Source organism: Thermoactinomyces sp. DSM 45892 (genome assembly GCF_900107305.1).
Classification (GTDB): Bacteria; Bacillota; Bacilli; order Thermoactinomycetales; family Thermoactinomycetaceae; genus Baia.
This window is the reverse complement of record NZ_FNPL01000015.1, coordinates 16,307-39,395: the sequence shown is the minus strand read 5'-3', so window position 1 is coordinate 39,395 and position 23,089 is coordinate 16,307. Positions and strand designations below refer to the sequence as shown.

Here is a 23,089-nt window from a genome sequence, read left to right as displayed (position 1 = left end):
TAAAGGTTATTGTAATGCACAAAATAGAAATGTGTCTATAATGTATATAAAAATAATTAATATAAATATATTAAAATTGGTATTACCAAACTTCGAGCATGAAAACAAAACTCCCTGTAAGTAATTTAAACATAGGTACATACAGGGAGTTAGGATTTAAAAAACAGTATGATGTTTTACTTTACTCATGTCGCAAACAGTCAATCGGGTTTAATTTCGCCGCTTTATTAGCTGGAAGAAGCCCGAATATGACCCCAAATAACATCGAAAATAGAATGCTACCCAGTGCTACTGACAATGAGATATGAGCAGGCCATAGATCTAAGGACTGTAGGATTGTGGTTACCAGTCCAGCAATCGCTAGCCCTATGATTCCACCTATTGACGAGAGTGTAATGGATTCAATGAGGAATTGGGTTAAGATGTTGCCACGGGAGGCACCTAATGCCTTACGAATTCCGATTTCCCTTGTTCGTTCAGTCACAGAGACTAACATGATATTCATCACACCGATCCCGCCGACTAAAAGAGAGATTCCACTGATACTACCGATGACGAGAGTCATGATATTGCCGACTTCTTCGATTCCTTTTGAAATCTGTTGTAGGTTTTGAACTTCATACCCATCTTTTTTACTATGATTTTGATTTAAAATTTGTACTGCTTTCTTTCCGATCTTTTCCATATCGTTGGTATTTTCTACTTGTAGGGTTACTGAATCGATTTGCATGACTCCAAACACACTCTTCCATGTTCGAGAAGGGAGGAATACTTCATTCATTTTGATAAAAGAGCCGATTCCTTTAGAAGGTTTTGTGACACCAATGACAGTAATCGGTTTGGAAGCTACTTTAATAATCTTTCCTATCGGATCCTCGTTTGGGAATAGTTTATCTGCTACCCCATCCGTAATAACAGCTCCTGCATTACTACTCTGGAAGTCGCTCCCTTGAAAGAATCGCCCTTTGTCTATCGTTACATTGGACATTTCTAGGTAGGATGGATCACTAAAGCCGATTATAAAGGTTTGTGATACTTTTTCTTTTTGGTATTGAACGTTAGACATGGAGGAACCTGTCGTTAGGACTTGCTTGACCCCTGGGACTAATTTTAGGCTTTCAATATCCTTTTCAGTAAACACTTTCTCATTTGGATTGGGGATCGCGAATCCACCAGCTTCATTATCCGACTTTGGCATCAAGCTAATCGAGTTTTGAGTGCCCGTAAAGGACTCCGTTAATTGCTGGGTCCCTCCTTGGCCGATCGCCACGATAATCGTGACAGAAGCAACACCAATAATAATCCCTAACATCGTTAGAATCGAACGAAGTTTATGGGAGACAATGGAGTCTAAAGCCATTTTTATGTTTTCCCATATACTCATAGTGACCTCCGTCCTACTCCATGGGATGGCATGGAATCTTCGATGATTTCGCCATCTCGAATGATAATCTGCCGCTGAGCTCTCTTCGCCACTTCAGGGTCGTGCGTAATCATGACGACGGTTCGCCCTTCTTGATGGAGTTCATCAAATAATTCTAAGATGACTTGTCCCGATTTCGTATCTAGTGCTCCAGTAGGTTCGTCAGCTAAGAGGACACGGGGATCATTTACAAGAGCCCTCGCAATGGCAACACGTTGCTGTTGACCGCCAGATAGTTCTTTTGGTCGATGGCTTTTTCGATCCTCGAGTCCCACTTTTCGAAGGGCTTCCACTGATTGGTTACTTCTTTCACTTTTTGACATCCCAGCATAAACGAGAGGGAGCTCTACATTTTTTTGTGCACTTAACCGAGGTAAAAGCTGAAATTGTTGAAAGATAAATCCAATCATGCGATTTCGTACTTTCGCTAATTCCAAGTCCTCCATTTGGGAAACTTCTTTCCCATTTATTTGATAACTACCTGAAGTAGGGCGATCTAAGCAGCCGACTATATTCATCAATGTTGATTTTCCAGAACCAGATGGTCCCATAATCGCAACGTATTCACCCTGCTTTACATGGAAGTTAATGTTTTGTAGTACAGGTACATGTAATTTTCCAGAATGGTACGTCTTGCAAACTTCAGTTAGCTGGATCATTTCAGATTCACATCCATCCCGGATGTAATGGTAGAAGGTAGTTTCGCGATTACTTTATCTGTTGCTGAGATTCCGGATACGACTTCTGCCATTTTTTCATCTTTAGCTCCCAATTTGACGGGCTTACGAATCGCTTTCCCGTTTTCCACAACAAATACAAATGTTTGAGAGTTATCTTCTTGAATAGCTGTTTGTGGTATACTCATTGCTTTTTTAGAAGAAGAGATTATATTTACAACTACTTGTGAACCGAGTTTTATAGGGATTTGATCATTTAGATACAACTCGACTGGATAGTTCGCTGCTTGAGTCTTCTCATTTGGTAAGCCGCTTGTATTATTGCTATCGGGTAGAAGCCCTACTTGTGAAACAGTCGCCTTCCATGTCTTGTCTGGGATGGCATCACTCTTAACAGTAGCTTCTTGTCCTTCTTTTACTTTTAAGGCATCGTATTCGGAAATGGTTGCTTTAATTTTTAATTTGTCTACAGTGGCAATGACGACGATCGGTTTTGTGTTGGTAGGGCTACTGCTATCCTCATTTACTTGGGCCACTACACCACTTTCCTTACTTTTGACAACCAGATTTGCTATTTTGGTTTTGGCGATATCTAATTGTTTCTTTGCTTGGCTTACTTCTAGCTTAGCTAGCTGAATTTGTTGATCAATATTTTCTCCGCTTGGTGGCATAGTTGGTTGAACACCTTTACTTGCCCCTTTTTGAGAAGTAAGCTGTTTCAATTTTAACTCTGCCGATTTCACTTGCAGGTCGGCTTGATCGCGCTCGGTTGTCAAAGCGGGGTTTTTATATTCTAGCAACTTATCCCCTCTCTTTACTTTGTCTCCGACTTTCACCCAAACTTTCTTTAATTCGCCTTGATCAGGACGAAGGAAGATTGCCTCTTCATCAGCAGGCGTTAGTGTGCCTGCGGTCATAAAACTTTCTTGGATATTATATTCTTGCAACGTTGTTACTTGCACATCGGTTTTTTTTGCCCCTTTTTGTAAGATAGCAACCCCTACTAACAGCGCTATAACAGAAACGACTCCCGCCCAAATCCATGCTTTTTTCCTCATGATGACCTCCTATGATGAAATATGTACAGTTACCACTCTTTACCCAATTAAGCTATTGATTATCATCCTAATTTTCCTCTAATGCAAAAAAAATATGCTTATCTATATAAAATAGAGCCTCTGTCAAACTTTGGTTGGTATTATCCCCAATTAAAGGGATTATCTGGTTGATTCGGTTGTTGTTGTTGTTGTGGGTAAGGGTGATTATTCGCTTGTGTCTGATTCGATTGTTGTTGTGGGTAAGGGTGTTGATTATGAAATGGTTGTTGCGGATAGAGATGTTGCTGAGTAAAGGGTTCTTGTTTTGGTAAACCATTAGGGAACACGATGGGTGCTATCTTATTTTTAAATCGAATTGTAATAATTAATTGACTCACAATCTGAATGATAGGAATGATTAACAAGTATAGGAAGAAAATCATAAATTGAAGGAGCTCATTTTCTTCTCTCCATTCATCCAATGCGATCGTATCTGGGTTTGTTATTGCCAGATTGAGTAGAAAGACCACTGATGCTAAAACAACCATTGCCGTAATAGCCATCAAATAGACAGATAATGCTGAGAAAGAGGCTATAATAGCACTTAGGTAATTTTGTCTGTATGCCTTTCTGAAAGTTTCTAGTCCAGCTTTGATGGAACGGAAGGCTCCTATCTTTTGCTCATAATATATAATCAAGATATGATTGATAGCTGGAGAAAGAGGAATGAGGAAAATACAGAGTAGAAGAAGCAAGAGTGTTGCTAAGGCATAATTGAATTCGGAAATGAATCTCATTAAAATACCAATCATAATAATTGCTACTACAAATAGTAGGAAAAGGAGGAGTATCATTTTCAATGTCATCCAAAGATTCTTAAAGCCATGTTGAACAAAGCTTACTGTTGAAGATTGGTTTCGAAACACCACATCGTTAACAGATCCAATGAGTCCTCCTGCGAGATAGCTGGCAATAACAGAGTAAATGATTATCATAAAGATGAAACCAAGGGTCAAACTAAAGGAATTATCTTCTATAAAACTGGCAATCCCTTCACTATTGAGGACCTCGTCTGGTGGGGCTACTAATGCTAACAATAAAAATCCAATAATGATAATAGGCACTAGTGTGAGGAAACCCAGTAGTGCACTGACCGAAAGCTTTAAACCGTGACGTTTTACAATATCCATTTATTTATACATACTCCCTTGATAAGAATAACAACAATAAATATCTTAATACAGATTGCAGAAGTCCGTCTATATTATACACATTTAATTATTAAAATTATTTTTATAACGAATATAAATATAAGAGAACTTCTCTGTTGTGAAGTTCTCTTATGATCGTTTGCTTTATTTTTCGTCTGATTGTTCTACATCTGAATTTGGATCTACATCTGAGTCTGAGCCTTGCTGTTCCGTTGTGGAATCATAACCAAACACACGAGGTTCAATGATTTCCTTAAATCTTTTGGTTAGAATGAGCTGATAGATGATGGAGACAGGCGGGGATATAATTAGGGCTATCACACCGATCACAAGACCCATCATGACAATAAAGAGGGGATTTGGCTCAGAAGATGTACCTATCATGACACTGCCAAGTACAAATAAGATTCCAAATCCGATCATCAATGCGATCGATAGGACTAGCAATAATATACCACTGAGGAAGGTTTGCCCAAATGCGCGAGTAAGGGTTTGAAATCCTGCCTTTACTGCTGCCCAAACACGTAAATCCTTTTGCAAACAAAGAATGGTTCCATGTGCCATCGAGATGTGAAATGGAATGGTTACGATATAAAATGGAATTAGTAACAAAATTTCGAGTGCAGGAGAATGGTTTGAGATAGCAGAAATGAATATTTCGACCAAGATAATAGGGATGTAGAGCACAATCAAATATGCAAGGAATAGTTTTGTCACTTTCCAAAATTTCTTAAATCCGTGTGTCAGAAAGCCACTTACACTTGATCGATCATGATATACAGCATCATTGACTGCACCCGTCATTCCAGCAGTGAGGAGTGCCATAGATGCGAAATAAATGAGGATCATAAGAGGGATCATGATAATGACTGCGTAGCCAATCGAATCGGCTAGCTTATAAATGGTCTCCATATCAGGATTAGAATTAGAAAAATCTAACTGGCTAATATCAAATGCTTGATAAAAAATGGTGCCTAGAATTCCAAATAGGATAAGCGAAACGATAAGGGTAAGAACCCCGAAGGTAAGAAAACCGAGATACGATCCAGCGATAAGTTTAGAACCATGTTTTTTTAAGATATCCATATGTGTCTACTAGGGTAGTCCCGCTAATAGACAGCACCTCCTTTGATTGTAAAAAATAATTGCATTTAGCATTGTATTATAACTCTAAGAAGTTTGTCCATTGTGTAACAAGTATTATCCTTCCTTATTTTATAGAGATCAAAACGATTATTTCAATTTTATTTCGATTTTTTTGTTTGGAAACGTGTTAAAATGTCTTTTATAGAACAGATGTACGGGGTTACAGTATGGAGGGGGGCGCCTTGTGTCGTTATTAAAAGATAAGCTGACCTTACTACCTGATCAACCTGGATGTTATTTGATGAAAAATGCAGATCAAGAGATCATCTATGTAGGGAAGGCGAAGAGCCTTAGGAGTCGAGTGCGCTCCTATTTTACAGGTTCCCATGATGCAAAAACACAACGTCTGGTCATGGATATCGTTGATTTTGAGTATATCGTTGTGAACAGCCCATTAGAAGCGTTGATTTTAGAATTAAATCTGATTAAGAAACATCGTCCTAGATACAATGTGATGTTAAAGGATGATAAGTCTTATCCCTATATTCGATTAACGAAAGAGAAACATCCACGTTTGGAAGTGACCCGGAAAGTACGCAAGGATGGTGCTAAATATTTTGGGCCATATCCTCATGCCGGTGCTGCCCAACAGACGAAGAAACTACTGGATCGTTTATTTCCACTGCGAAAATGCCACAGCCTACCGAAACGGGTATGTCTTTATTATCATCTGGATCAGTGTCTAGCTCCTTGTGAATATGAGGTGGAACTTGAGAGCTATGAAGAGATTACGAAAAAGATCACGCGTTTTCTAAGTGGTGGTTATCCAGAGCTACAAAAGGAGCTCCGCCTGAAGATGGAAGAGGCAGCAGAGGCGATGGAGTTTGAGCGTGCTAAGGAACTACGAGATTTGATACAAGATATTCAAGCGACGATGGAACGGCAAAATGTGATGATCCAAGATCATGTGGATCGAGATGTATTTGGCTATTATGTAGACAAAGGTTCCATGTGTGTACAGGTCTTTTTTGTGCGTCGTGGGAAATTAATCGAGCGAGAAGTGTCGATTTTTCCATACTATGGGGAAGCGGGGGAAGATTTTCTTACTTTTGTAGGGCAGTTTTATCATGAATCGCCTGTGTTGCCAAAGGAAATCCATTTACCAGTTGGAGTTGATGCGGAGTTAGTGGCTCAATTGGTTCCGAGTGTAAAGGTTCGTATTCCTCAGCGAGGAGTTAAGAAGAATCTGGTGGAGATGGCTACAGAAAACGCCAAGATTGCCTTATCAGAACGTTTTCAATTACTAGAGAGAAATCAGGCTAAGACGGATGAATCGATTCGTAACTTGGGAGAAGTGTTAAATATTGGATTGCCAAGGCGGATCGAAGCATTTGATAATTCAAATATTCAAGGGGCCGATCCAGTCTCAGCGATGGTCGTATTTATCGATGGGAAAGCGGATAAGAGAGAGTATCGCAAGTATAAAATCCGTACAGTCGAAGGTCCCGATGATTATGGAACGATGCGTGAAGTCATTCGTAGACGGTATACGAGAGTGTTAAAAGACAATCTACCATTGCCTGACTTGATATTAGTGGATGGCGGAAAAGGACAAATGTCCGCGGCCGCTGATGTGTTGGAGAACGAATTGGGATTATATGTCCCAATTGCTGGGATGGTGAAAGATAAAAAGCATCAAACAGCCGGATTGTTGTACGGTGATCCTGTTTATGCCGTTCATTTACGCAGGGGAACGCAAGAATTTTATCTGATCCAACGAATTCAAGAAGAAGTTCATCGCTTTGCAATCACCTTCCATCGCCAAACCCGGGGGAAATCGATGATTCAATCCGTTCTCGATGAGATTCCGGGAGTAGGTGAGAAGCGGAAACAGCAACTTTATCGTCACTTTGGATCAATCGATGAGATGAGGCGTGCGAGTTTAGAGGATTTTCGCAAAGCTGGGCTCGGGGACCAACTAGCGAAAACGATTATGCAGGTACTAGGGGAAAAAGGAGAGCAGAGCCTACCGGACTGATAGGCTCTGCTTTTTTATGACTTAACGGTATACATTTACATACGAGATTTGATCATTCCAACCATTACCTACATAGGAGATGTCTAGTCCTGGACCAAATGTTTTACAAGGCTCACCGCCATTTTTATGGTAGCAAACCTTCGTTCCAGAGCTTCTACGTGCCGTTTTAATGGAAGAAATCTCATCATTGTACTTGCTGTTATTGAAGTTGGTAGAGTAGCCAACGGGCGTTGTGTAGCTCCATCCACCAAATCCACGATGCTCGTATGATTCAGTAGCATAGTCGGAAGCGAGTGTACCTACTACTTTTTTAGCTGCGATGGCCCATTTTGCTTTAAAATGTTGTTCTGCTGCTTCATAGCTTTGTCTATCGGTATACGTATAAATTTTTCCATCCGTATCCACAATTTGATATTGACCAACACTTGTGCTTGCCTCTAGATTTACAGCGAGTCGATCCTGTTTGCTTGCGGAGGCATCAGCTGTGGGTAGTCCAAATGTAATCGTAAATAGTAAGGCCCCGATCATACTATATAACCATGTCTTTTTCATAAAACGATCATCTCCCTATTCCGTTTTCATTTGTGTTTTTAGAAACACAATATACTGTATATTTTGCTAAATGATGTTTTAGAACCATAAAAAATAAAAAATAATTAATTTGTAGAGAAATCATGTATTCTGTAGTTGATGATTTTATTGAGCGGAGGAACTATGAGAAAAGGAAAAATGTTAATAGGTGCGATCAGTCTAGCTTGTTTGTTATTACTTTATCTACCGGTCTACCAGCTCACTCATACATACCGAACTCTGCAACAGATCCATAAACCGGCTTTATCTGTAAAAGAAACACCCAGAATCGCCTTAATCTCTCCGGCAATTCGTGATTTGTACTTTAAAGAGGTGGAGTTAGGGGTCCAAGAGGTAGCAAAAAAGCAAGGAATAACGGTGGAATTGCATGGAGGATATAGAGGAAATGCATTGGAGATGGCACGAGTTATACAGAAGGTTACTTCAGCTAAAGTAGATGGCATTATTGTAGTGGGTATAGATGATCCTACTTTTATACAGGCGGTTAATCAAGCAACCGAAAGTGGAATTCCAGTTATTTTAATTGGTACAGATATACCGAGTTCACTCCGTAAGATGTATGTGGGGTCGGATCATATAGCGGCGGGGAGGATTCTGGGTGAAAAAGTGCGGGTTGATTTAGGAAAAAAATCGAATCCAACTGTTGGAATTATTGGCCAATCAACAGATCAAATGGTAGCGATGTTACGGATAAAAGGTGCGGAGCAAGGTTTAGCAAGCCAGAAGAGTATGCAAGTTGTGAAGCAAATTTATGATTCTTCTGAGAGAAATGGGATGATGCAAACGATGAGCCAGACCCATGAATTATTAAATCGAACATCCAATCTCGATGCGATCATTGTGTCAAAGGGGGAGGAGTTAGAGGCGGTCATCCGTGTGATCGAGCAGCGTGTGGGATTGGGTAAGATTCAGATATATACGTTTCAAGATGTTGCGTCATTAACTGATTTATTTGCAAAAGGGCAAGTACAGGCAGTGGTAGTGGATAATCCCAGGAAGATGGGCGAAGAAAGCATAAAGTATCTTCTTTCCTGGATTCGGGGAGAGCGGCTACCATTACCAAGCCATGTTTATACAGATTCGACTTTGCAGACATCCACAGGGAGCCGATTCCGTAATGAAGAGCATTAAAGGGAAAATTTTATTATCAGCTAGCTGTTTGTTACTTGTCTTCGGTTTGTTTTGGTTGATGTTTCAGTACTTTCATCAGCTATTTTTACAACAATATAATCAGGTGTTAGAACGTTATTTGATTTTTCAACAAGTTTCTGTTCAATCTGAGCAGTTGCTCATTCGAACGAATGATCTTCTACATGAGGCATCGGAGCAGTCGAAGGAGCATTATATATCTACTCGAAACCTACTACGTCAAGCTCAAAGTAAAATCAAACTACTGCAAAATGATGAGAATACAGCAGGTGTGAGTGATTATACTCATCTGATTGATAGTTTTATAGAAAGTACTGATTTGGCCATCCAAGCGTATCAACAAGAACGCTCGGATGATGCTACCCAGTTTTATCGAAAGGCAGAGCAAGAGCGGGCATTTATTACGGAGACAACTCTTTCTTTATTAGAACATGAGCTGACGATTCATGAGCGATTGTATGCGCAAATGATCCAATCATCAAAGGAGTTGCAGATAGTAGGCTGGGAAGGTTTTCTGATCATCATGGCCATATTGCTTGGCTGTGCCTATTGGATTTCACGCGGGATCACCCGTTCCATCGCCTTGTTAACCAAGGGTGCTAAGTTCATTTCTGCTGGTGTTTATGATCAGCCAATTAAAGTGGAGTCCAATGATGAAACAGCCTTTCTCGCGCAAACCTTCGATCAGATGCGAGTAAGTGTGAAAAAGTCGTTTGAGGAATTAAAGGCGAAAGGGAAGTTAGAGCAGGAGGTCAAGGAGTATCAATACTTACTAAAAGAGATGGAATGGCGGAATCTACAAAATCAGATGAAGCCCCATTTTCTATTTAATACGTTAAATACATTGGCTAAAAAAGCATACTTAGAAGGGTCAGTTGAGACAAGCGATCTCATTACGACTGTGGCCGAATTGATGCGTTATCAATTAGCAAAAGCAGATGTAGAAGTAACATTAGCAGAAGAAATTGAGATGATCCGTAACTATATGACGATCCTACAAGCACGATTTACGGATCGATTAAAAGGCGAAGAGAAGATAGATCCCGCATGTTTACATGTACTAGTGCCTAGTTTTCTCCTACAACCTCTTGTAGAAAATGCGTTTATTCATGGGATTGAGTCAAGGGAAGAAGGAGGAAGGATTTCGATTGGGGTACAGGCTGTAGAGCAGGGTGTACAATTGGAAGTGACTGATGACGGAGTTGGCATGTCGCCTGATCAGGTAAGACAAATTCTGCAAGGAACACGTGCCACACAGGGACAGGCAGGAAATATAGGGTTGTCCAATGTGATTCGAAGGCTTAGTTTGTACTATCACAGAGAGGATCTCTTGCAAATACAGAGTGAGGTAGGGAAGGGAACTTCGATTATGATTCTCATACCTACCACGCTAGGGGAGAGAGGGGAACTGGATGATTCGGATTTTGATCGCGGATGATGAAGAGATTGAGCGGGTTGCATTGGAGAAAATATTGACCACTCATCTAGATCAAGTGGAAGTAGTTGCGACTGTTGGAAATGGTCGTGAAGCGATTGAGAAGGCAGGAGGGCTAAAACCAGATTTGTTGCTGATGGATATCCAGATGCCGGGGATTAATGGTTTAGAAGCGATTGGGCAAATTCGAGAGAGGTTTCCTACTATTAAGGTAGTGATTGTTTCATCGTATGATACGTTTTCCTTTGCCCAACAGGCGATTCGACTAGGAGTAAAAGATTATTTGCTGAAACCAAGTAAGGTACAAGTGATTGTGGAGACGATTTGGAAGTTATGCGAGGAGATCGTTCAGGAGAGATCTCGCTTAGAATCGCAAGAAGAGGCTGATAATCGGATCCAAAAAGCTTTACCCATTCTTGAATCGGAGTTTGTCTCACGATTGCTCTTTGATCAAGTGCAGGAGATCGATTTGGAAGAGGTGTCGACTCTCATGAAGGTAGCGGTTCAACCTCCCGCTTCGGTTATCGTGGTGAGTTTACAGTTGAGAGAAGACTGGGATCAGCAGGATCGATCTCTTAAGAATTTTATGTGTGAAATGCAAGCAGAGCTTCGTGGCCGTGATGACATGATGGTGGGGAGTGTTTCAGGCCACATCCTACCCCTGTTATTTTTCCATCGAAAGGGAGAAGAGCGGCGCCTGATAGGTAAGATGATGGAACAAATTCGTCGACTCGGCTGTCGCGATCCTAGGCTTCATATAGGGTTGGGGGTTGGGAGTGCGAAGGATGGACTTGATGACTTGCGTATCTCGTATCAAGAGGCATTAATGGCTTGTTCGGATCTAGGGATGGGACAAGGATACCGCATTCGATTTTATGACGATCTATCTCAAGAACATGGGGAAGATGATAAGCGATTATGGTACGAACGAAAATTAATTGAAGCGCTACGTCATGAAAGATGGCAGGATACAAAAGAGATAATTTTTTGTTTGTTATCCGTAATGGAACAGAAACAAACTCCTTTGGAAGAAGCAAGACAACGCTTATATGGTCATTTTCTTTTATTAATTCATTTGTTAGAAGAAGTGGGTGTAAAAGAAGTACCAGCTCATATTCTTTTGCGTGGGCAGTCCTATATGGAATTGTGGCAGGAAGCAAGAGTGAAAATGGAGGAGCTAGATGTTGCGTACCAACGATTTCAAAAAAACGCCCAGTTTGATGCTTTTGACCAAGTAAAGAAATATATAGAAGAGCATTTTATGGAAGATCTTTCTCTAGAGCAATTAGCGAAGTTCGTTCAGTTGAGTCCCTTTTATTTGAGTAAGTGTTTTAAAGAAGAATTTGGAATTAGTTATGTGGATTACATGACCCAATGCCGCATTTCCCGTGCAAAAGAATATATTCGCCAAGGAGGTCTTAGTTTTAAGGAGATTGCTTATGCAGTCGGCTATCACGATCCGAATTACTTTAGTCGGGTGTTTAAGAAAACATGTGGACTCTCCCCCTCGCAATATCGAGATAAAAAATAAAAAACCATTTAATAAAAATGCTACTAATAACAAAAAAGTGAAGAATGTTTCATGATGTAAACGCTTTCTATCGTGATACAGTCAAATTATGAATTTATAGGGGGGAATATCTAGATGTTTAAAAAAATCCAAGCATTATGCTTATTAAGTGCATTTGCTCTTTCTGTTACGGCGTGTAGTACGGGAGCACCGGCCGCTGATCAAGGTGGCAAGCTGAAAAAAGATGATGGAAAGACTGTGATTGGCTTTTCATTAGATACATTGGAAGAGGAGCGTTGGAAAAAAGATCGCGATATTTTTGTATCCAAGGCGAAGGGATTAGGAGCCGAGGTAAAGGTACAAGCGGCAAATGGTGATGACGCGAAGCAGATTTCTCAAGCTGAGAACTTAATCAGTCAAGGGGTAGACGTACTTGTTGTCGTTCCACATAATGCGGAAGTAGCCGCGGCAATCGTGGAAAAAGCGCATAAAGAGGGTGTAAAAGTACTCTCATATGATCGTTTAATTAAAAACTCTGATGTGGACTTATACCTTTCTTTTGATAACGAACGTGTTGGCGAAATGCAGGCGAAGGCGATTGTGGAGAAAACTCCTAAAGGAAATTATGCCTTAATCGAAGGTGCAGATACGGATAATAACGCTCATCTATTTAAAAAGGGACAAATGAAAGTTCTAAAGCCATTGGTTGATAAAGGTGATATCAAAATCGTTTATGATCAATGGACGAAAGAATGGGATCCAGCAAATGCGCTCTCTAACATGGAAAATGCTTTGACAGCTAATCAGAATAAAATCGATGCAGTCGTAGCGGCTAACGATGGCACTGCGGGTGGAGCGATCCAAGCACTGTCAGCACAAAAATTAGCAGGTAAGGTTCCTGTATCAGGTCAAGATGCGGAGTTGGCAGGGATTAAACGGATCGTAGAAGGTACACAAACGATGACCGTTTATAAGCCAATCAAGTTGATTGCTGAAAAAGCGGCGGAGTTAGCTGTTTCGCTCGCTAAAGGTGAGAAGATCGCAACGGATAAAACTGTAAACAATGGGAAGAAAGAGATTCCCTCTATTTTGCTAGATCCAATTGTGGTGACGAAGGAAAATATTGATGCTACGGTTGTGGCCGATGGGTTTCATAAGAAAGAGGATATTTCGAAGAAGTAATCTTATGGCAGACACGCTAATGATGTTTATTGGATAATCAGGGGTTACCACAGAATTTGGAAATCTAGAGCTTCATCTAATGGAATAAAAATCATGTAATTTTATGAACGTGTGGAGCAGAGATGTTCCACACGTTCTATCAGGGGGGGAGGAAATAAGATGACTATCGCCTTGGAGATGAAACAGATTACGAAGGAGTTTCCTGGGGTAAAGGCACTGGATCGTGTTACATTTCAAGTAAAGAAGGGCGAAATCCATGCACTTTGTGGGGAGAATGGCGCTGGGAAATCGACTTTGATGAAGGTGCTAAGTGGTGTATATCCGTATGGTTCGTATGAGGGCTCTATTGAGATTGAGGGGACAGAGCAGACGTTTCGTTCGATTAAAGATGCTGAAAAAGCGGGAGTTGCTATCATTTATCAAGAACTGGCACTGGTGAAAGAGATGTCTGTGACAGAGAATTTATTTCTTGGTAAGGAGCATGCCAAGTTCGGTGTCATCGATGCCCATCGTCAGCATCTTGAAACGGCTTATTGGTTGGAGCAAGTCGGGTTGTCTAGTATTCATCCGGAGACGGTAACAGGGACGTTGGGAATTGGTCAACAACAGCTTGTGGAGATCGCCAAAGCTCTCTCGAAAGATGCGAAAATCTTGATTTTAGATGAGCCAACGGCGGCATTAACCGAAAAAGAAGTTGAGATTTTACTCGATATATTGCGGAAGTTTCGGGAACGTGGAGTCTCTTGTATCTACATTTCTCACAAGCTAAACGAAGTCTTCTCCATTTCGGATTCGATTACGATTCTAAGGGATGGGAAAACGATTGCGACGAAATCGATTGATGAGGTAAACGAGGACCAGGTGATTTCTCTCATGGTAGGTCGTGAGTTAAAAGACCGCTTTCCTCGTGAAGCATCGACTCCCGGTGATATAGTGCTAGAGCTTGCGAATTACAGCGTAACGGACCGAAAAGATCCGAACAAGAAGATCATTCGCGATGTTTCCTTCCAATTACGAAAAGGTGAGATTGTAGGAATCGCAGGCTTAATGGGCTCTGGACGTACGGAGCTAGCGATGAGCTTATTTGGAGCATTGGACGGCCGTTCGTCTGGTACCGTGAAAATAGAGGGCAAACCCGTTATGATCAAACAACCAGAACACGCCATTGCTCACGGGATTGCATTGGTAACGGAAGATCGTAAACGGACAGGCCTCGTATTAGAAAGAAGTATTCAAGATAATATTACGCTGCCAAGCCTGAAGCAGGTATCGAGTTGGACGGGGATCAATTCTAGCAAAGAAGTCTCTCACGCGATGTCCTATTTTCAAAAGCTAGGAGTGAAGGCACCTTCGCTGGAGACTGTGGTGGGAACATTAAGTGGTGGGAATCAACAAAAAGTTGTGTTGGGTAAGTGGTTGATGACGAAGCCAAAAGTGCTTATTTTAGACGAACCAACCCGTGGAGTGGATGTCGGGGCGAAATATGAAATCTATCAAATTATGAATGAGTTGGTGCGCGAAGGAGTTTCGATTTTAATGATCTCCTCCGAGTTACCAGAAGTTTTAGGAATGAGTCATCGCATTCTCGTTATGGCAGAAGGCTCAATTACCGCTAAATGGAAAGCAGAAGAGGCGACTCAAGAACGAATTATGACTGCAGCGACAGGAGGGAACCAGATATGACAACAAAAACAGGTTCAGCTAAATTTAATAAAGATTTGTTTCGCTTAGATGTGCGTGCCTATTCTATGATCATAGCCATTATCGCGATTTGGACTTTTTTTTCTTTTATGGATGATAGCTTCTTAACAGCTCGTAACTTTTCCAATCTATTTGTTCAGATGTCGGTTACCTCCATTCTAGCAATTGGAATGGTGCTCGTACTAGTAGCAGGGCAAGTTGACTTATCTGTTGGTTCTCTGGTGGGATTAACAGGTGGAATTGCGGGAATCCTGCACGTTTGGTACGGTTGGGACACGGTTCCCGTCGTGATTGTGACGATTTTACTCGGGGCAATTATTGGTCTCATCCAAGGTTGGTGGGTAGCATATCGGGCTGTCCCTGCGTTTATCGTCACGTTAGGCGGGATGATGATCTTTCGCGGTGCGCTTCAAGGGATTACGAAGAGTGAAACCATTGCCCCTTTAAAAGAGAGTTTTAAAGCGCTCGGACAAGGATTTATTCTTCCATTTATGGGGTACATCGTTGCAGGAGTAGCGATTGTGTTAACAGGAATCTTCCTACTTCGTCAACGTCAATCTAGAGTGAAATTTGGTTTTTCCGTCGCTCCAGTGTGGATGACCGGCCTAATTTGGCTTGGAATCAGCGCCTTAATTTTCGTCGTCGTTTCGGTGATGAATGCATACCAAGGGATTCCGATTCCTTTTATGGTCGTCGTATTCTTAGCCATCGTATTTACCTTTATCGCGAAGAAAACCGTATTTGGTCGTCAGGTATACGCGATCGGTGGGAACTCAGAAGCGGCTGTCTTATCGGGTATTAATGTGAAACGAAAAATCATGCTGATCTTCGTACTATGTAACACACTTGCTGCAGTAGCGGGCTTGATTCTAACCGCACGGGTGAATGCCGCTACCGTTGGTGCTGGTACCATGTATGAACTGGATGCCATTGCTGCATGTGTCATCGGCGGAACCAGCCTCATGGGCGGAGTCGGCACGATCCCCGGAGCGATGATCGGAGCACTTGTTATGGCCAGTCTCGATAATGGTATGAGTATCTTGAACATTGATTCGTTCTGGCAGTTGATTGTAAAGGGTTCGATACTGGTGTTTGCTGTGTGGTTTGATATATATAGTAGAAGTAAGGCGAAAAATAGTTAATCTATTAATAGGTGAAGCCCACATTCTGATAGGATGTGGGCTGTTTCTATTCTATTATTGGGTTGAAGTAGAAGTGTTACTGGTAGGTTTTGGCTCGTCTCTTGCCACTAGCTTTAATCCTTGTTGCTTGATAAGACTGATTGTTTGACTTTTGGACCATTGTCGATCTTCTACAATTTGCTCGATAAATACTAAGGTAGAAAGATCATCTAAAATATCATGTGACTCTCTAGACTCATACTTTTTTTGAGCTATAGATAAGTCAGCCTTTATTGCCTTGATGAGGTCTTTACTACTTGTATTTGAAAGGTATTCTGGCTTGTCTAATACGGAATTTATTTTCGCAAATTCCTCTTTAGTGTTGGAGATTTGATAACCCCACTCAGGACCGAAGACAACATAGTTTGCATGTTGGTGCAACCGATCTAATGAGGTAGCCAGTATATCAAAATCTTTTTTATAGAAAATCCCAGTATCTTTGTTAAGTAGAGTACCTTTTACTAGTTCTTGTCGATATCGTTCAATGGCTTTTTTCTCTTCCGAAGGTAATGTTTCTACTTGTCGAAAATCAATTAGGATATATAAAATGAATCCTAGAACAAGAAACGGAATAAATACCTGTATAAGCTTTTTCATATTTTCATTAGATTTTAATGATTTCCTACGAGCCCGAGGCGCGAAAGGCCCCATCACGTCTGGCATCAAATCCACCTTCAATCGTGTTTTTGCTATGATCAATTTGAATCCCTTGAACACCACCATAAAATAAACCTGGTGGTTTTACTCGAATGGTATATCCTTTTTGACGTAACGCACTTTGTATATCGGCAGGGAGAGGTTGTTCAACGTAAATTTGATTTCCTTCAACGAGAAAGCGTGGTTGGTTGATTGCTTGTTGTATAGGTTGCTTATATTGAATCAGTCTAATAATGACTTCGGTTAGAACGGGTGTGATACGCTTTCCTCCAGCACTGCCAATCCCAATGACAGGATGTCCATCCTTCGCAAAAATGGTAGGTGCAGTATAGCTTAACGGACGCTTACCTGGTGTGCCACGGTTTGGAGAAGCTTTGTTAATGCTGAAATTCTTTAACTGGTTGTTTAAAAAAAAGCCATGTGTGTATATTCCTGAACCGAAGAAGTTACTAAGAGTGTTTGTAGAAGAGACCATCATCCCTGATTTATCAACGATGACAAAATGAGTTGTATTATCATGCTCTTCTTTGTCAGCTAAGGAATCGACTATACTTTTATAACTGGTGGTAAGATGATTTGGATTAATATCTTGAATGAGATCCATCATATACTTTTTATCTGTCATGTCACTCATAGGAATGGAAGAGTACTTTGGATCGCCTAGGAACTTAGCACGAGATGTGTTTACACGTTTTTGAATTTCCCCTAGTAAGTGTATTTGATTAGATGATAGATCTGGTGATTTTTGAACATTTGTCTCTTCGGACATGAGTAGAGATTGAGCGAGCATGATACCACCTCCAGCAGGAGGACTCGTCAGCATTTCATATCCTTGATATTTAATTTTAAGGGGTTTTTTTTCATCCGCTTGATACTGAGTAAGATCAGACAAGGTAATTCCTTTAGAAGCTTGTGAGATGCTTTGAGCGATGGAACCACCGTAGAATGCAGAAGAACCTTTTTGTTGAATCAGCTTTAATGTAGTTGCTAATTCTTTTTGTTGTATAAGCTGCTTTGGTTGAATGTGAGATCCATTTGGGAAGAGATGCGGTAGCTTGGCTACATTGAGACGATGCTGTGCGTCTCGAAGTCGATTGCTTAAAAGAGTGGTTGCTTCAAATCCCTTTTCTGCTAATTCAATGGAAGGTTGAATTAACTTCTCCAATGGCATACTACCAAATTTACTATGGGAAAGCTCCATACCTTTTACCAAACCAGGAACACCGATTCCATCTGTAGGTGTCTCGCCTTCATGGGGAGATGTCTCTCTGTAATCAATGATAGTTGGTGATTTTTTAGTATTATTAGGATGAATCAGCATGGTACCACCTCCACCGATTCCAGAACCAAATGGCTCGACAACTCCAAGTGCATATGAGACCGCAATGGCTGCATCTACTGCATTACCGCCTTGTTCTAACACTCTCATTCCCACATTTACCGCTTCAGGATGTGCAGCAGCTACACCGTATTTGGAAGCTTTCGAAGTAGTTGGTGAATGCTCTAGATCGGTTTGCTGGGTATCTTTTTGAGAAAAATACGATATAATAAGTCCCCCAATAATTATGCTAGAGAGAACGATATGAAAGGCACGATTGTTCATTCTGGAGTCCCCTTTGCCCGCACACTTGTTGGTATTGTTCGAACAAGCTTATTTCCATCGCGCTTCCATGATTGATTCCAACTATCGGTAAACATCATTTCTTCTGTTAGCTGAGAAAATATTTTTTCACGGCGATAGAGATCAGACCAGCCAGAGAGAGGTCTAGGTTGACCTTCTCGAATAAACATAGGATTTAACTCAATCCGTGCTTGTCCATCTTTCAGCAATTTATATTGTACAAGTACACTTTCACGCGTACGTGACCAACCTTGATCAAAAATAAAATTTCCAAGGCTATAAAAAATCACACCATTTTTGTATACTTCTACTGGCTCTAGTACATGTGGATGGTGTCCAACGACTAGATCTGCACCCGCGTCTACTAAAGCGTGCCCGATATCCTTTTGTCTTGGATGATAGCCACTGTCATATTCGATTCCCCAGTGTATATGAACGATTACTAAATCCGCATTTTGCTTGGCCTTGGCCACTAGTGGAAAGAATATATCGGGATCTGCTGGGAGGATACCTGAGCGATCTTTTTTAGCACCAAATTCTCTCGGTAAAATATCCGAAATTCCTAATGTAGCAATCTTTATCCCTCTTACTGTTTCATAAGAGACCTTACTTGCTTCTTTCAAATCTCTTCCTGCTCCAACTGTCGCTATTTTATTTTTTTCAAATGTGTTAAGACTATCAATCAACCCTTGTTTCCCATAATCTTTCATGTGATTATTAGCTAGATTGACAGAATGAAATCCTACTTTTTTAAGGGCGGGAGCCGCCCCATGTTGAGAACGCAAATGAATAAATTTATCCGCTTTATTGTATCCGTCTGCTAATACGATTGGACTTTCAAAATTCCCCGTTGTGTAATCAGATACTTTTAGATAGGGGAGTGTATAGCGAAATAGTCCTTCATGACCATAATTAGGTATGACTACATCGCTGATATTTCTGCCAAACATCATATCACCGACAAGAGTTACGGTTAATTTGCTAGTATGATCTTTGTCTATCTTTTCGATAGATGGGCGGTCCAATAAGTTGAAGACTGTGATGAATACCAGTGTGACTGCGGTCGCGATGATAGTATGGATGGTTGCGTGGCGTTTTTGATTTTTTATGTAGATTTGTAGTTTTTGTTGCCAATTTAACATGATTTCATTCACTTCCTAAAACAGTTGGTAAACAAACATAATTAAGAATGTGCCTGCACTTAATAATAAAGTACTTCCTACAGTCGGAACAAAACCTTGTTTTTGGATTGTATTAGCAATCAATCCAGGCACGATCACTCCAATCCCTCTAAATTCCTGCATCTCAAAAGGTAGATAGGGAAAGAGAGTGGGGGCTAATATATCAAATAGAAGTTTGAGTGCGATTCCAACAGTCAGCATAGCGGCAAACTTACGGCGACCGTAAAGAATAGTAAGACGAGCTACACCTTTCGTAACGATTAAGTAGGTTAGAAAGCTAAGAAGGAGAACAGAGCCAATAAATATGGGTTGATCAAATACTAATCCCATATAACCTGGTACAACTAGCCCAGCAGGGACAATTCCTACTTTTTCTGCGTATAATAAGCTTAAGACAACCCCGATAATTAGTGAAATATATAAATCTGAACCAAACAACGTATTTCCTCCTAGATCATTGCACGACGAGATCTTTTTGCGACTCTCTCGATTCTAGTGCTTTTGATTATGTCTCGTGTTGACTTTGGTATGCTTGCATTAGTTCGTTGTTGCTTTACGAGATCATTCATCTCCTCGAAAATTTCACAAAGGGGTTCCCCTGATCCATGAATATTACCAACACCATATACGCAACAACCAACAAGCTTTGAACGGATTGCATCCATAATGACTTCTGTGGGTTCATTTTCTAAATTTAATAATTGGTTACACACAATCCGGTTAGCTCTATATTCATCAATTATAGGTTGCGTGGTTTGTCCAATCAGGACGAGTGTATCGATTTGTATGAAAGGAAGTACATCACGTGCGAATTGTTCTGTTCGGTCAACTCGATCTGCACGACAGTTCATAATGACAATTGGATCTTGAGTGGGATAACCTAATGTGGATACTCTTTCCCAAATATTGAGAGTTGAGGAAGCATCATTTGCTGCGAATCCGTTTACAAAGTAAGAAGGATTTGCAGAATTATCAAGTGGAAAAACTCTCATTGCCCCTGGATCAGGATGAGCATGTAACATACCACGAAATGCAGTCTCTTCATCAATTCCTAGTGCTTCTGCTACCGCAAGAGCGAGGGAAGCATTTTGTGGAAAGACTACATAGTCAAATTGATGTAAAAACGTTTCCGAGATACGGGAATCATCTGCTATGTGCACAATTGTATTTCGCTTACGCGCTTGGCGCTTGAAGAATTGAACATACTCTCCTTGAGAGACAATGAGATGGCCATTGTAAGGAATGGTTGCCGTAAATGCCTCTGCTACTTGTTTTAGGGTAGGTCCCATGACATCCATGTGGTCTTCTAATACATTTACAATGACCCCAATGTTGGCTTGGAGCATTTGTTCTTGAAAAATAATTTGGTAATCAGGATTGACAGCCATACATTCACTTACTAAACAGTTGGCTCCTAATTCGGCGGCTTCTGCCACGACTACTTTTTGTTCTCGGATATTTGGCCCTTCAATCCGACGCTTAATAGGCTTCTCCTCTTCACGATCCCAATAAATCATTCGGGCCGCCGTCCCAGTGGTCTTCCCAACTGTTCGGTAACCGGCTTCTACCATAATTCCAGTGATTAATCGGGTAACAGTTGATTTTCCGCGAATTCCATTAATGTTGATACGAAGGGGAATGGAGTCGATATTTTTTTGGTGACGTTTTTTCTCCCAGATACCTAGAAATAACAAAACCCCCAGTGCTAGGGGAATGATCCACATACTCTTTTCACTCCTATGTATGGTATAGATGATAACTAGTAATAAGGCGTTGTATTACATAAACGCCTTGTTCATCATTATATTTATAGCATAATTCTTATCATTTTGATCTATTTTTTTAAAAAAAGAAATAAATTCCTGTTTTTGGGGACTTCAATAAAAAATCCCCTCTAGGTAGGCATTAAGGGGATAATCCAAATTTTCATATCCAACTATTAGATGTGCAGTTCACCTAATCTCTTCACTTCACCACATCAATGGCTTGCAACTTATACTCATCGGACCCATTGTTCTGGCATATGAAGATAGCTTTGTAGCCGCCACTTGTTTCATAGGTGAGAATCGTTTTTGCTTCGGATTCTTGGGAGTTGGTTGGTTCTCCGAGTTTGCTGAGTATGTCCTTGGAAGTAAATTGGATTAAATCGGAGCCATAATAGCTAATGGTGGTGATTCGGCCTCCTGTGACTTTGAATTCAGTTGACTTGTTGTTATATGTATAGGTGGCTTCTTTGCTAGAAGAGTTAGGACCAGCACTGGGTTTGCCCCACTTTTTCTGGACATCTTCGATTGATGAACCAATCCCAAATTCGCCGCTATTAAATCCTTTGCCAGACTCGGCAAGCTTTTTTACGTCAAGAAGGCTGTTATCATCGAAGGAAGGAACTTCGGTGCTAGGTTCGGATGTAGCTTCTTTTTGTGCGGATGTTTGATTGGTTTTATTTGCTTGTACGCTTGCTGTTTTGTCTGAAGAGCATCCAGTTACGGCTAAGGCAGTAGATAAGATTATGCTAAAGGTAAATAGTTTCTTCATTGTGTTCCCCTTAAGATTTGGATTGTTATTTGAATCTTAAATAAATTATAACACTAAGGAGTGATATGAATCGAGTACTGAGTCAGTTTTTGTTCATTTTGGTTTTGATGCATAGGAAAAACAAAGGTGACTGTGGAAGATTTGATGGTGTAGGTTAGCTGGATTGTACCCTTATCTTTTATGATGTGGCTAGTTTCCCCTAGTTTCTTGATAACATCTTGATAGGGTATCGAAGAAGACTCTTGGTTCCAATGATACATGATCGAAGAGACTTTATCTTGTTGGAATGTGAAGCTGACATGATGGGTTTTTAGATCATAGCTGTAGTATTTTTCGGAGGAATCTGCTGGCGGTTTTCCTAGTGCAGATTCGATTTCTTGTTTACTAGCTCCTAGTTTAGCTTGAAACGGTTCCAGAATTCTACCTTGATTGGCATTTATAACCAGCTTATCGATCAATGGAGCGGTGATGGGGTCAGATGAAGATGGTTGTGTTGTTTCGTTTTTTATGGGAGAGGATGAGTTTTCCGTCTTTGTGGGAGTACATGCTGTTAAAAGGAGAAAGGTACTAACAACACCCAATATCTTGAGCGTTGGTGAGGAGTGTGGGTTCATGGTATTCGCTCCTTTGAAGGAATAGATGATATAAGTTTACCAAATATACAAATAAAGTGGGTGGGTTTTTGAGATTTAGATTCGAATTAAGTTCATTTATGGCAGACAACTTTATAATGGTGTATGGCATAATTAGATAAAGAAATCTGTAGATGAAAACGTATCCTTTAGGAAATATATATTATTTTGAAAGATTAGGAATTTTATTTATAGATAGGACATTTCGGTATAAACTAGGGGTAGTAATAGTGACAATCGTA

General features: G+C 40.6%; 19 protein-coding genes and 1 pseudogene. 7 read left to right on the top strand and 13 right to left on the bottom strand.

The window, feature by feature from the left end:
* Nucleotides 1-181: 181 nt before the first annotated feature.
* The 5 genes from BLU58_RS12535 to BLU58_RS12515 all read right to left on the bottom strand — a co-directional run bounded on the left by BLU58_RS12535 (nucleotide 182) and on the right by BLU58_RS12515 (nucleotide 5,434).
* Nucleotides 182-1,384: an ABC transporter permease gene (locus BLU58_RS12535; RefSeq protein ID WP_093292585.1), complete on the bottom strand. Its 1,203-nt coding sequence runs from the start codon at nucleotides 1,382-1,384 to the stop codon at nucleotides 182-184.
* Nucleotides 1,381-2,082: an ABC transporter ATP-binding protein gene (locus tag BLU58_RS12530; protein WP_093292583.1), complete on the bottom strand. Its 702-nt coding sequence runs from the start codon at nucleotides 2,080-2,082 to the stop codon at nucleotides 1,381-1,383. The genes BLU58_RS12535 and BLU58_RS12530 overlap by 4 nt, the downstream gene beginning before the upstream one ends.
* Complete coding sequence (locus tag BLU58_RS12525) at nucleotides 2,079-3,158, bottom strand: efflux RND transporter periplasmic adaptor subunit (RefSeq protein WP_093292581.1); 1,080 nt, start codon at nucleotides 3,156-3,158, stop codon at nucleotides 2,079-2,081. Before BLU58_RS12525 ends, BLU58_RS12530 begins: the two co-directional genes overlap by 4 nt.
* 140 nt (nucleotides 3,159-3,298) lie before the next feature.
* Complete coding sequence (locus BLU58_RS12520; protein WP_093292579.1) at nucleotides 3,299-4,327, bottom strand: hypothetical protein; 1,029 nt, start codon at nucleotides 4,325-4,327, stop codon at nucleotides 3,299-3,301.
* 165 nt (nucleotides 4,328-4,492) lie between these two features.
* The gene (locus BLU58_RS12515) at nucleotides 4,493-5,434 is read right to left on the bottom strand and encodes a hypothetical protein (protein WP_093292577.1); all 942 of its coding nucleotides are present in this window, start codon (nucleotides 5,432-5,434) and stop codon (nucleotides 4,493-4,495) included.
* Between the two features lie 244 nt (nucleotides 5,435-5,678).
* On the opposite strand from BLU58_RS12515, the gene uvrC reads away from it, so the two are divergent.
* Nucleotides 5,679-7,472: an excinuclease ABC subunit UvrC gene (gene uvrC / locus BLU58_RS12510; protein WP_093292575.1), complete on the top strand. Its 1,794-nt coding sequence runs from the start codon at nucleotides 5,679-5,681 to the stop codon at nucleotides 7,470-7,472.
* Nucleotides 7,473-7,493: 21 nt separating this feature from the next.
* Here uvrC and BLU58_RS12505 read toward each other — a convergent pair whose 3' ends face one another.
* Nucleotides 7,494-8,024, bottom strand: a complete 531-nt coding sequence (locus BLU58_RS12505) for a hypothetical protein (protein ID WP_093292573.1) — start codon at nucleotides 8,022-8,024, stop codon at nucleotides 7,494-7,496.
* A 162-nt stretch (nucleotides 8,025-8,186) separates the two neighbouring features.
* On the opposite strand from BLU58_RS12505, the gene BLU58_RS12500 reads away from it, so the two are divergent.
* The 6 genes from BLU58_RS12500 (at nucleotide 8,187) to BLU58_RS12475 (ending at nucleotide 16,182) form a co-directional block, all read left to right on the top strand.
* Nucleotides 8,187-9,194, top strand: a complete 1,008-nt coding sequence (locus BLU58_RS12500) for a substrate-binding domain-containing protein (RefSeq protein WP_176786661.1) — start codon at nucleotides 8,187-8,189, stop codon at nucleotides 9,192-9,194.
* Nucleotides 9,181-10,650, top strand: a complete 1,470-nt coding sequence (locus tag BLU58_RS12495) for a sensor histidine kinase (RefSeq protein ID WP_176786660.1) — start codon at nucleotides 9,181-9,183, stop codon at nucleotides 10,648-10,650. Before BLU58_RS12500 ends, BLU58_RS12495 begins: the two co-directional genes overlap by 14 nt.
* Nucleotides 10,625-12,178 (top strand): response regulator, encoded by a 1,554-nt coding sequence (locus BLU58_RS12490; RefSeq protein WP_093292567.1) that lies wholly within the window; start codon nucleotides 10,625-10,627, stop codon nucleotides 12,176-12,178. The genes BLU58_RS12495 and BLU58_RS12490 overlap by 26 nt, the downstream gene beginning before the upstream one ends.
* Before the next feature lie 114 nt (nucleotides 12,179-12,292).
* On the top strand, nucleotides 12,293-13,339 hold the full coding sequence (gene xylF, locus BLU58_RS12485; protein ID WP_093292565.1) for a D-xylose ABC transporter substrate-binding protein: 1,047 nt from the start codon (nucleotides 12,293-12,295) through the stop codon (nucleotides 13,337-13,339).
* A 159-nt stretch (nucleotides 13,340-13,498) separates the two neighbouring features.
* Nucleotides 13,499-15,022 carry a xylose ABC transporter ATP-binding protein gene (locus BLU58_RS12480; RefSeq protein WP_093292563.1) on the top strand — a complete coding sequence of 508 codons (1,524 nt, stop codon included), beginning with the start codon at nucleotides 13,499-13,501 and terminating at the stop codon, nucleotides 15,020-15,022.
* Nucleotides 15,019-16,182, top strand: coding sequence for a sugar ABC transporter permease (locus BLU58_RS12475; protein ID WP_093292561.1), 1,164 nt, complete (start codon nucleotides 15,019-15,021; stop codon nucleotides 16,180-16,182). The genes BLU58_RS12480 and BLU58_RS12475 overlap by 4 nt, the downstream gene beginning before the upstream one ends.
* A gap of 54 nt (nucleotides 16,183-16,236) precedes the next feature.
* Here BLU58_RS12475 and BLU58_RS12470 read toward each other — a convergent pair whose 3' ends face one another.
* The 7 genes and pseudogenes from BLU58_RS12470 to BLU58_RS12440 all read right to left on the bottom strand — a co-directional run bounded on the left by BLU58_RS12470 (nucleotide 16,237) and on the right by BLU58_RS12440 (nucleotide 22,829).
* Entirely contained in the window at nucleotides 16,237-16,884 is a 648-nt protein-coding gene (locus tag BLU58_RS12470; protein ID WP_093292559.1) for a hypothetical protein, read from the bottom strand.
* Nucleotides 16,844-18,481 carry a gamma-glutamyltransferase gene (ggt, locus tag BLU58_RS12465; protein WP_093292557.1) on the bottom strand — a complete coding sequence of 546 codons (1,638 nt, stop codon included), beginning with the start codon at nucleotides 18,479-18,481 and terminating at the stop codon, nucleotides 16,844-16,846. Before ggt ends, BLU58_RS12470 begins: the two co-directional genes overlap by 41 nt.
* Entirely contained in the window at nucleotides 18,478-19,641 is a 1,164-nt protein-coding gene (locus BLU58_RS12460) for a CapA family protein (protein WP_093292555.1), read from the bottom strand. Before BLU58_RS12460 ends, ggt begins: the two co-directional genes overlap by 4 nt.
* A gap of 15 nt (nucleotides 19,642-19,656) precedes the next feature.
* Nucleotides 19,657-20,118 (bottom strand): poly-gamma-glutamate biosynthesis protein PgsC, encoded by a 462-nt coding sequence (pgsC, locus tag BLU58_RS12455; protein ID WP_093292553.1) that lies wholly within the window; start codon nucleotides 20,116-20,118, stop codon nucleotides 19,657-19,659.
* Between the two features lie 131 nt (nucleotides 20,119-20,249).
* Nucleotides 20,250-21,404 (bottom strand): annotated as a pseudogene (pgsB, locus tag BLU58_RS12450) (poly-gamma-glutamate synthase PgsB); the annotation flags it as partial.
* Between the two features lie 241 nt (nucleotides 21,405-21,645).
* A complete protein-coding gene (locus tag BLU58_RS12445; RefSeq protein ID WP_093292549.1) occupies nucleotides 21,646-22,215 on the bottom strand; it encodes a DUF4309 domain-containing protein in 570 nt (189 codons plus the stop codon).
* 53 nt (nucleotides 22,216-22,268) lie between these two features.
* Nucleotides 22,269-22,829: a DUF4309 domain-containing protein gene (locus BLU58_RS12440; protein WP_093292547.1), complete on the bottom strand. Its 561-nt coding sequence runs from the start codon at nucleotides 22,827-22,829 to the stop codon at nucleotides 22,269-22,271.
* Between the last annotated feature and the right edge of the window lie 260 nt (nucleotides 22,830-23,089).

Excerpts from the sequence above, each read along its gene's own strand:
- BLU58_RS12480 (WP_093292563.1), top strand. The coding sequence starts at position 13,499 with ATGACTATCGCCTTGGAGATGAAACAGATTACGAAGGAGTTTCCTGGG.
- BLU58_RS12470 (WP_093292559.1), bottom strand. The coding sequence starts at position 16,884 with ATGCCAGACGTGATGGGGCCTTTCGCGCCTCGGGCTCGTAGGAAATCA.
- BLU58_RS12490 (WP_093292567.1), top strand. The coding sequence starts at position 10,625 with ATGATTCGGATTTTGATCGCGGATGATGAAGAGATTGAGCGGGTTGCA.
- BLU58_RS12460 (WP_093292555.1), bottom strand. The coding sequence starts at position 19,641 with ATGTTAAATTGGCAACAAAAACTACAAATCTACATAAAAAATCAAAAA.
- BLU58_RS12525 (WP_093292581.1), bottom strand. The coding sequence starts at position 3,158 with ATGAGGAAAAAAGCATGGATTTGGGCGGGAGTCGTTTCTGTTATAGCG.
- BLU58_RS12440 (WP_093292547.1), bottom strand. The coding sequence starts at position 22,829 with ATGAACCCACACTCCTCACCAACGCTCAAGATATTGGGTGTTGTTAGT.
- BLU58_RS12520 (WP_093292579.1), bottom strand. The coding sequence starts at position 4,327 with ATGGATATTGTAAAACGTCACGGTTTAAAGCTTTCGGTCAGTGCACTA.
- xylF (WP_093292565.1), top strand. The coding sequence starts at position 12,293 with ATGTTTAAAAAAATCCAAGCATTATGCTTATTAAGTGCATTTGCTCTT.
- BLU58_RS12515 (WP_093292577.1), bottom strand. The coding sequence starts at position 5,434 with ATGGATATCTTAAAAAAACATGGTTCTAAACTTATCGCTGGATCGTAT.
- BLU58_RS12445 (WP_093292549.1), bottom strand. The coding sequence starts at position 22,215 with ATGAAGAAACTATTTACCTTTAGCATAATCTTATCTACTGCCTTAGCC.
- BLU58_RS12500 (WP_176786661.1), top strand. The coding sequence starts at position 8,187 with ATGAGAAAAGGAAAAATGTTAATAGGTGCGATCAGTCTAGCTTGTTTG.
- BLU58_RS12495 (WP_176786660.1), top strand. The coding sequence starts at position 9,181 with ATGAAGAGCATTAAAGGGAAAATTTTATTATCAGCTAGCTGTTTGTTA.
- BLU58_RS12475 (WP_093292561.1), top strand. The coding sequence starts at position 15,019 with ATGACAACAAAAACAGGTTCAGCTAAATTTAATAAAGATTTGTTTCGC.
- BLU58_RS12535 (WP_093292585.1), bottom strand. The coding sequence starts at position 1,384 with ATGAGTATATGGGAAAACATAAAAATGGCTTTAGACTCCATTGTCTCC.
- BLU58_RS12530 (WP_093292583.1), bottom strand. The coding sequence starts at position 2,082 with ATGATCCAGCTAACTGAAGTTTGCAAGACGTACCATTCTGGAAAATTA.
- BLU58_RS12505 (WP_093292573.1), bottom strand. The coding sequence starts at position 8,024 with ATGAAAAAGACATGGTTATATAGTATGATCGGGGCCTTACTATTTACG.
- ggt (WP_093292557.1), bottom strand. The coding sequence starts at position 18,481 with ATGAACAATCGTGCCTTTCATATCGTTCTCTCTAGCATAATTATTGGG.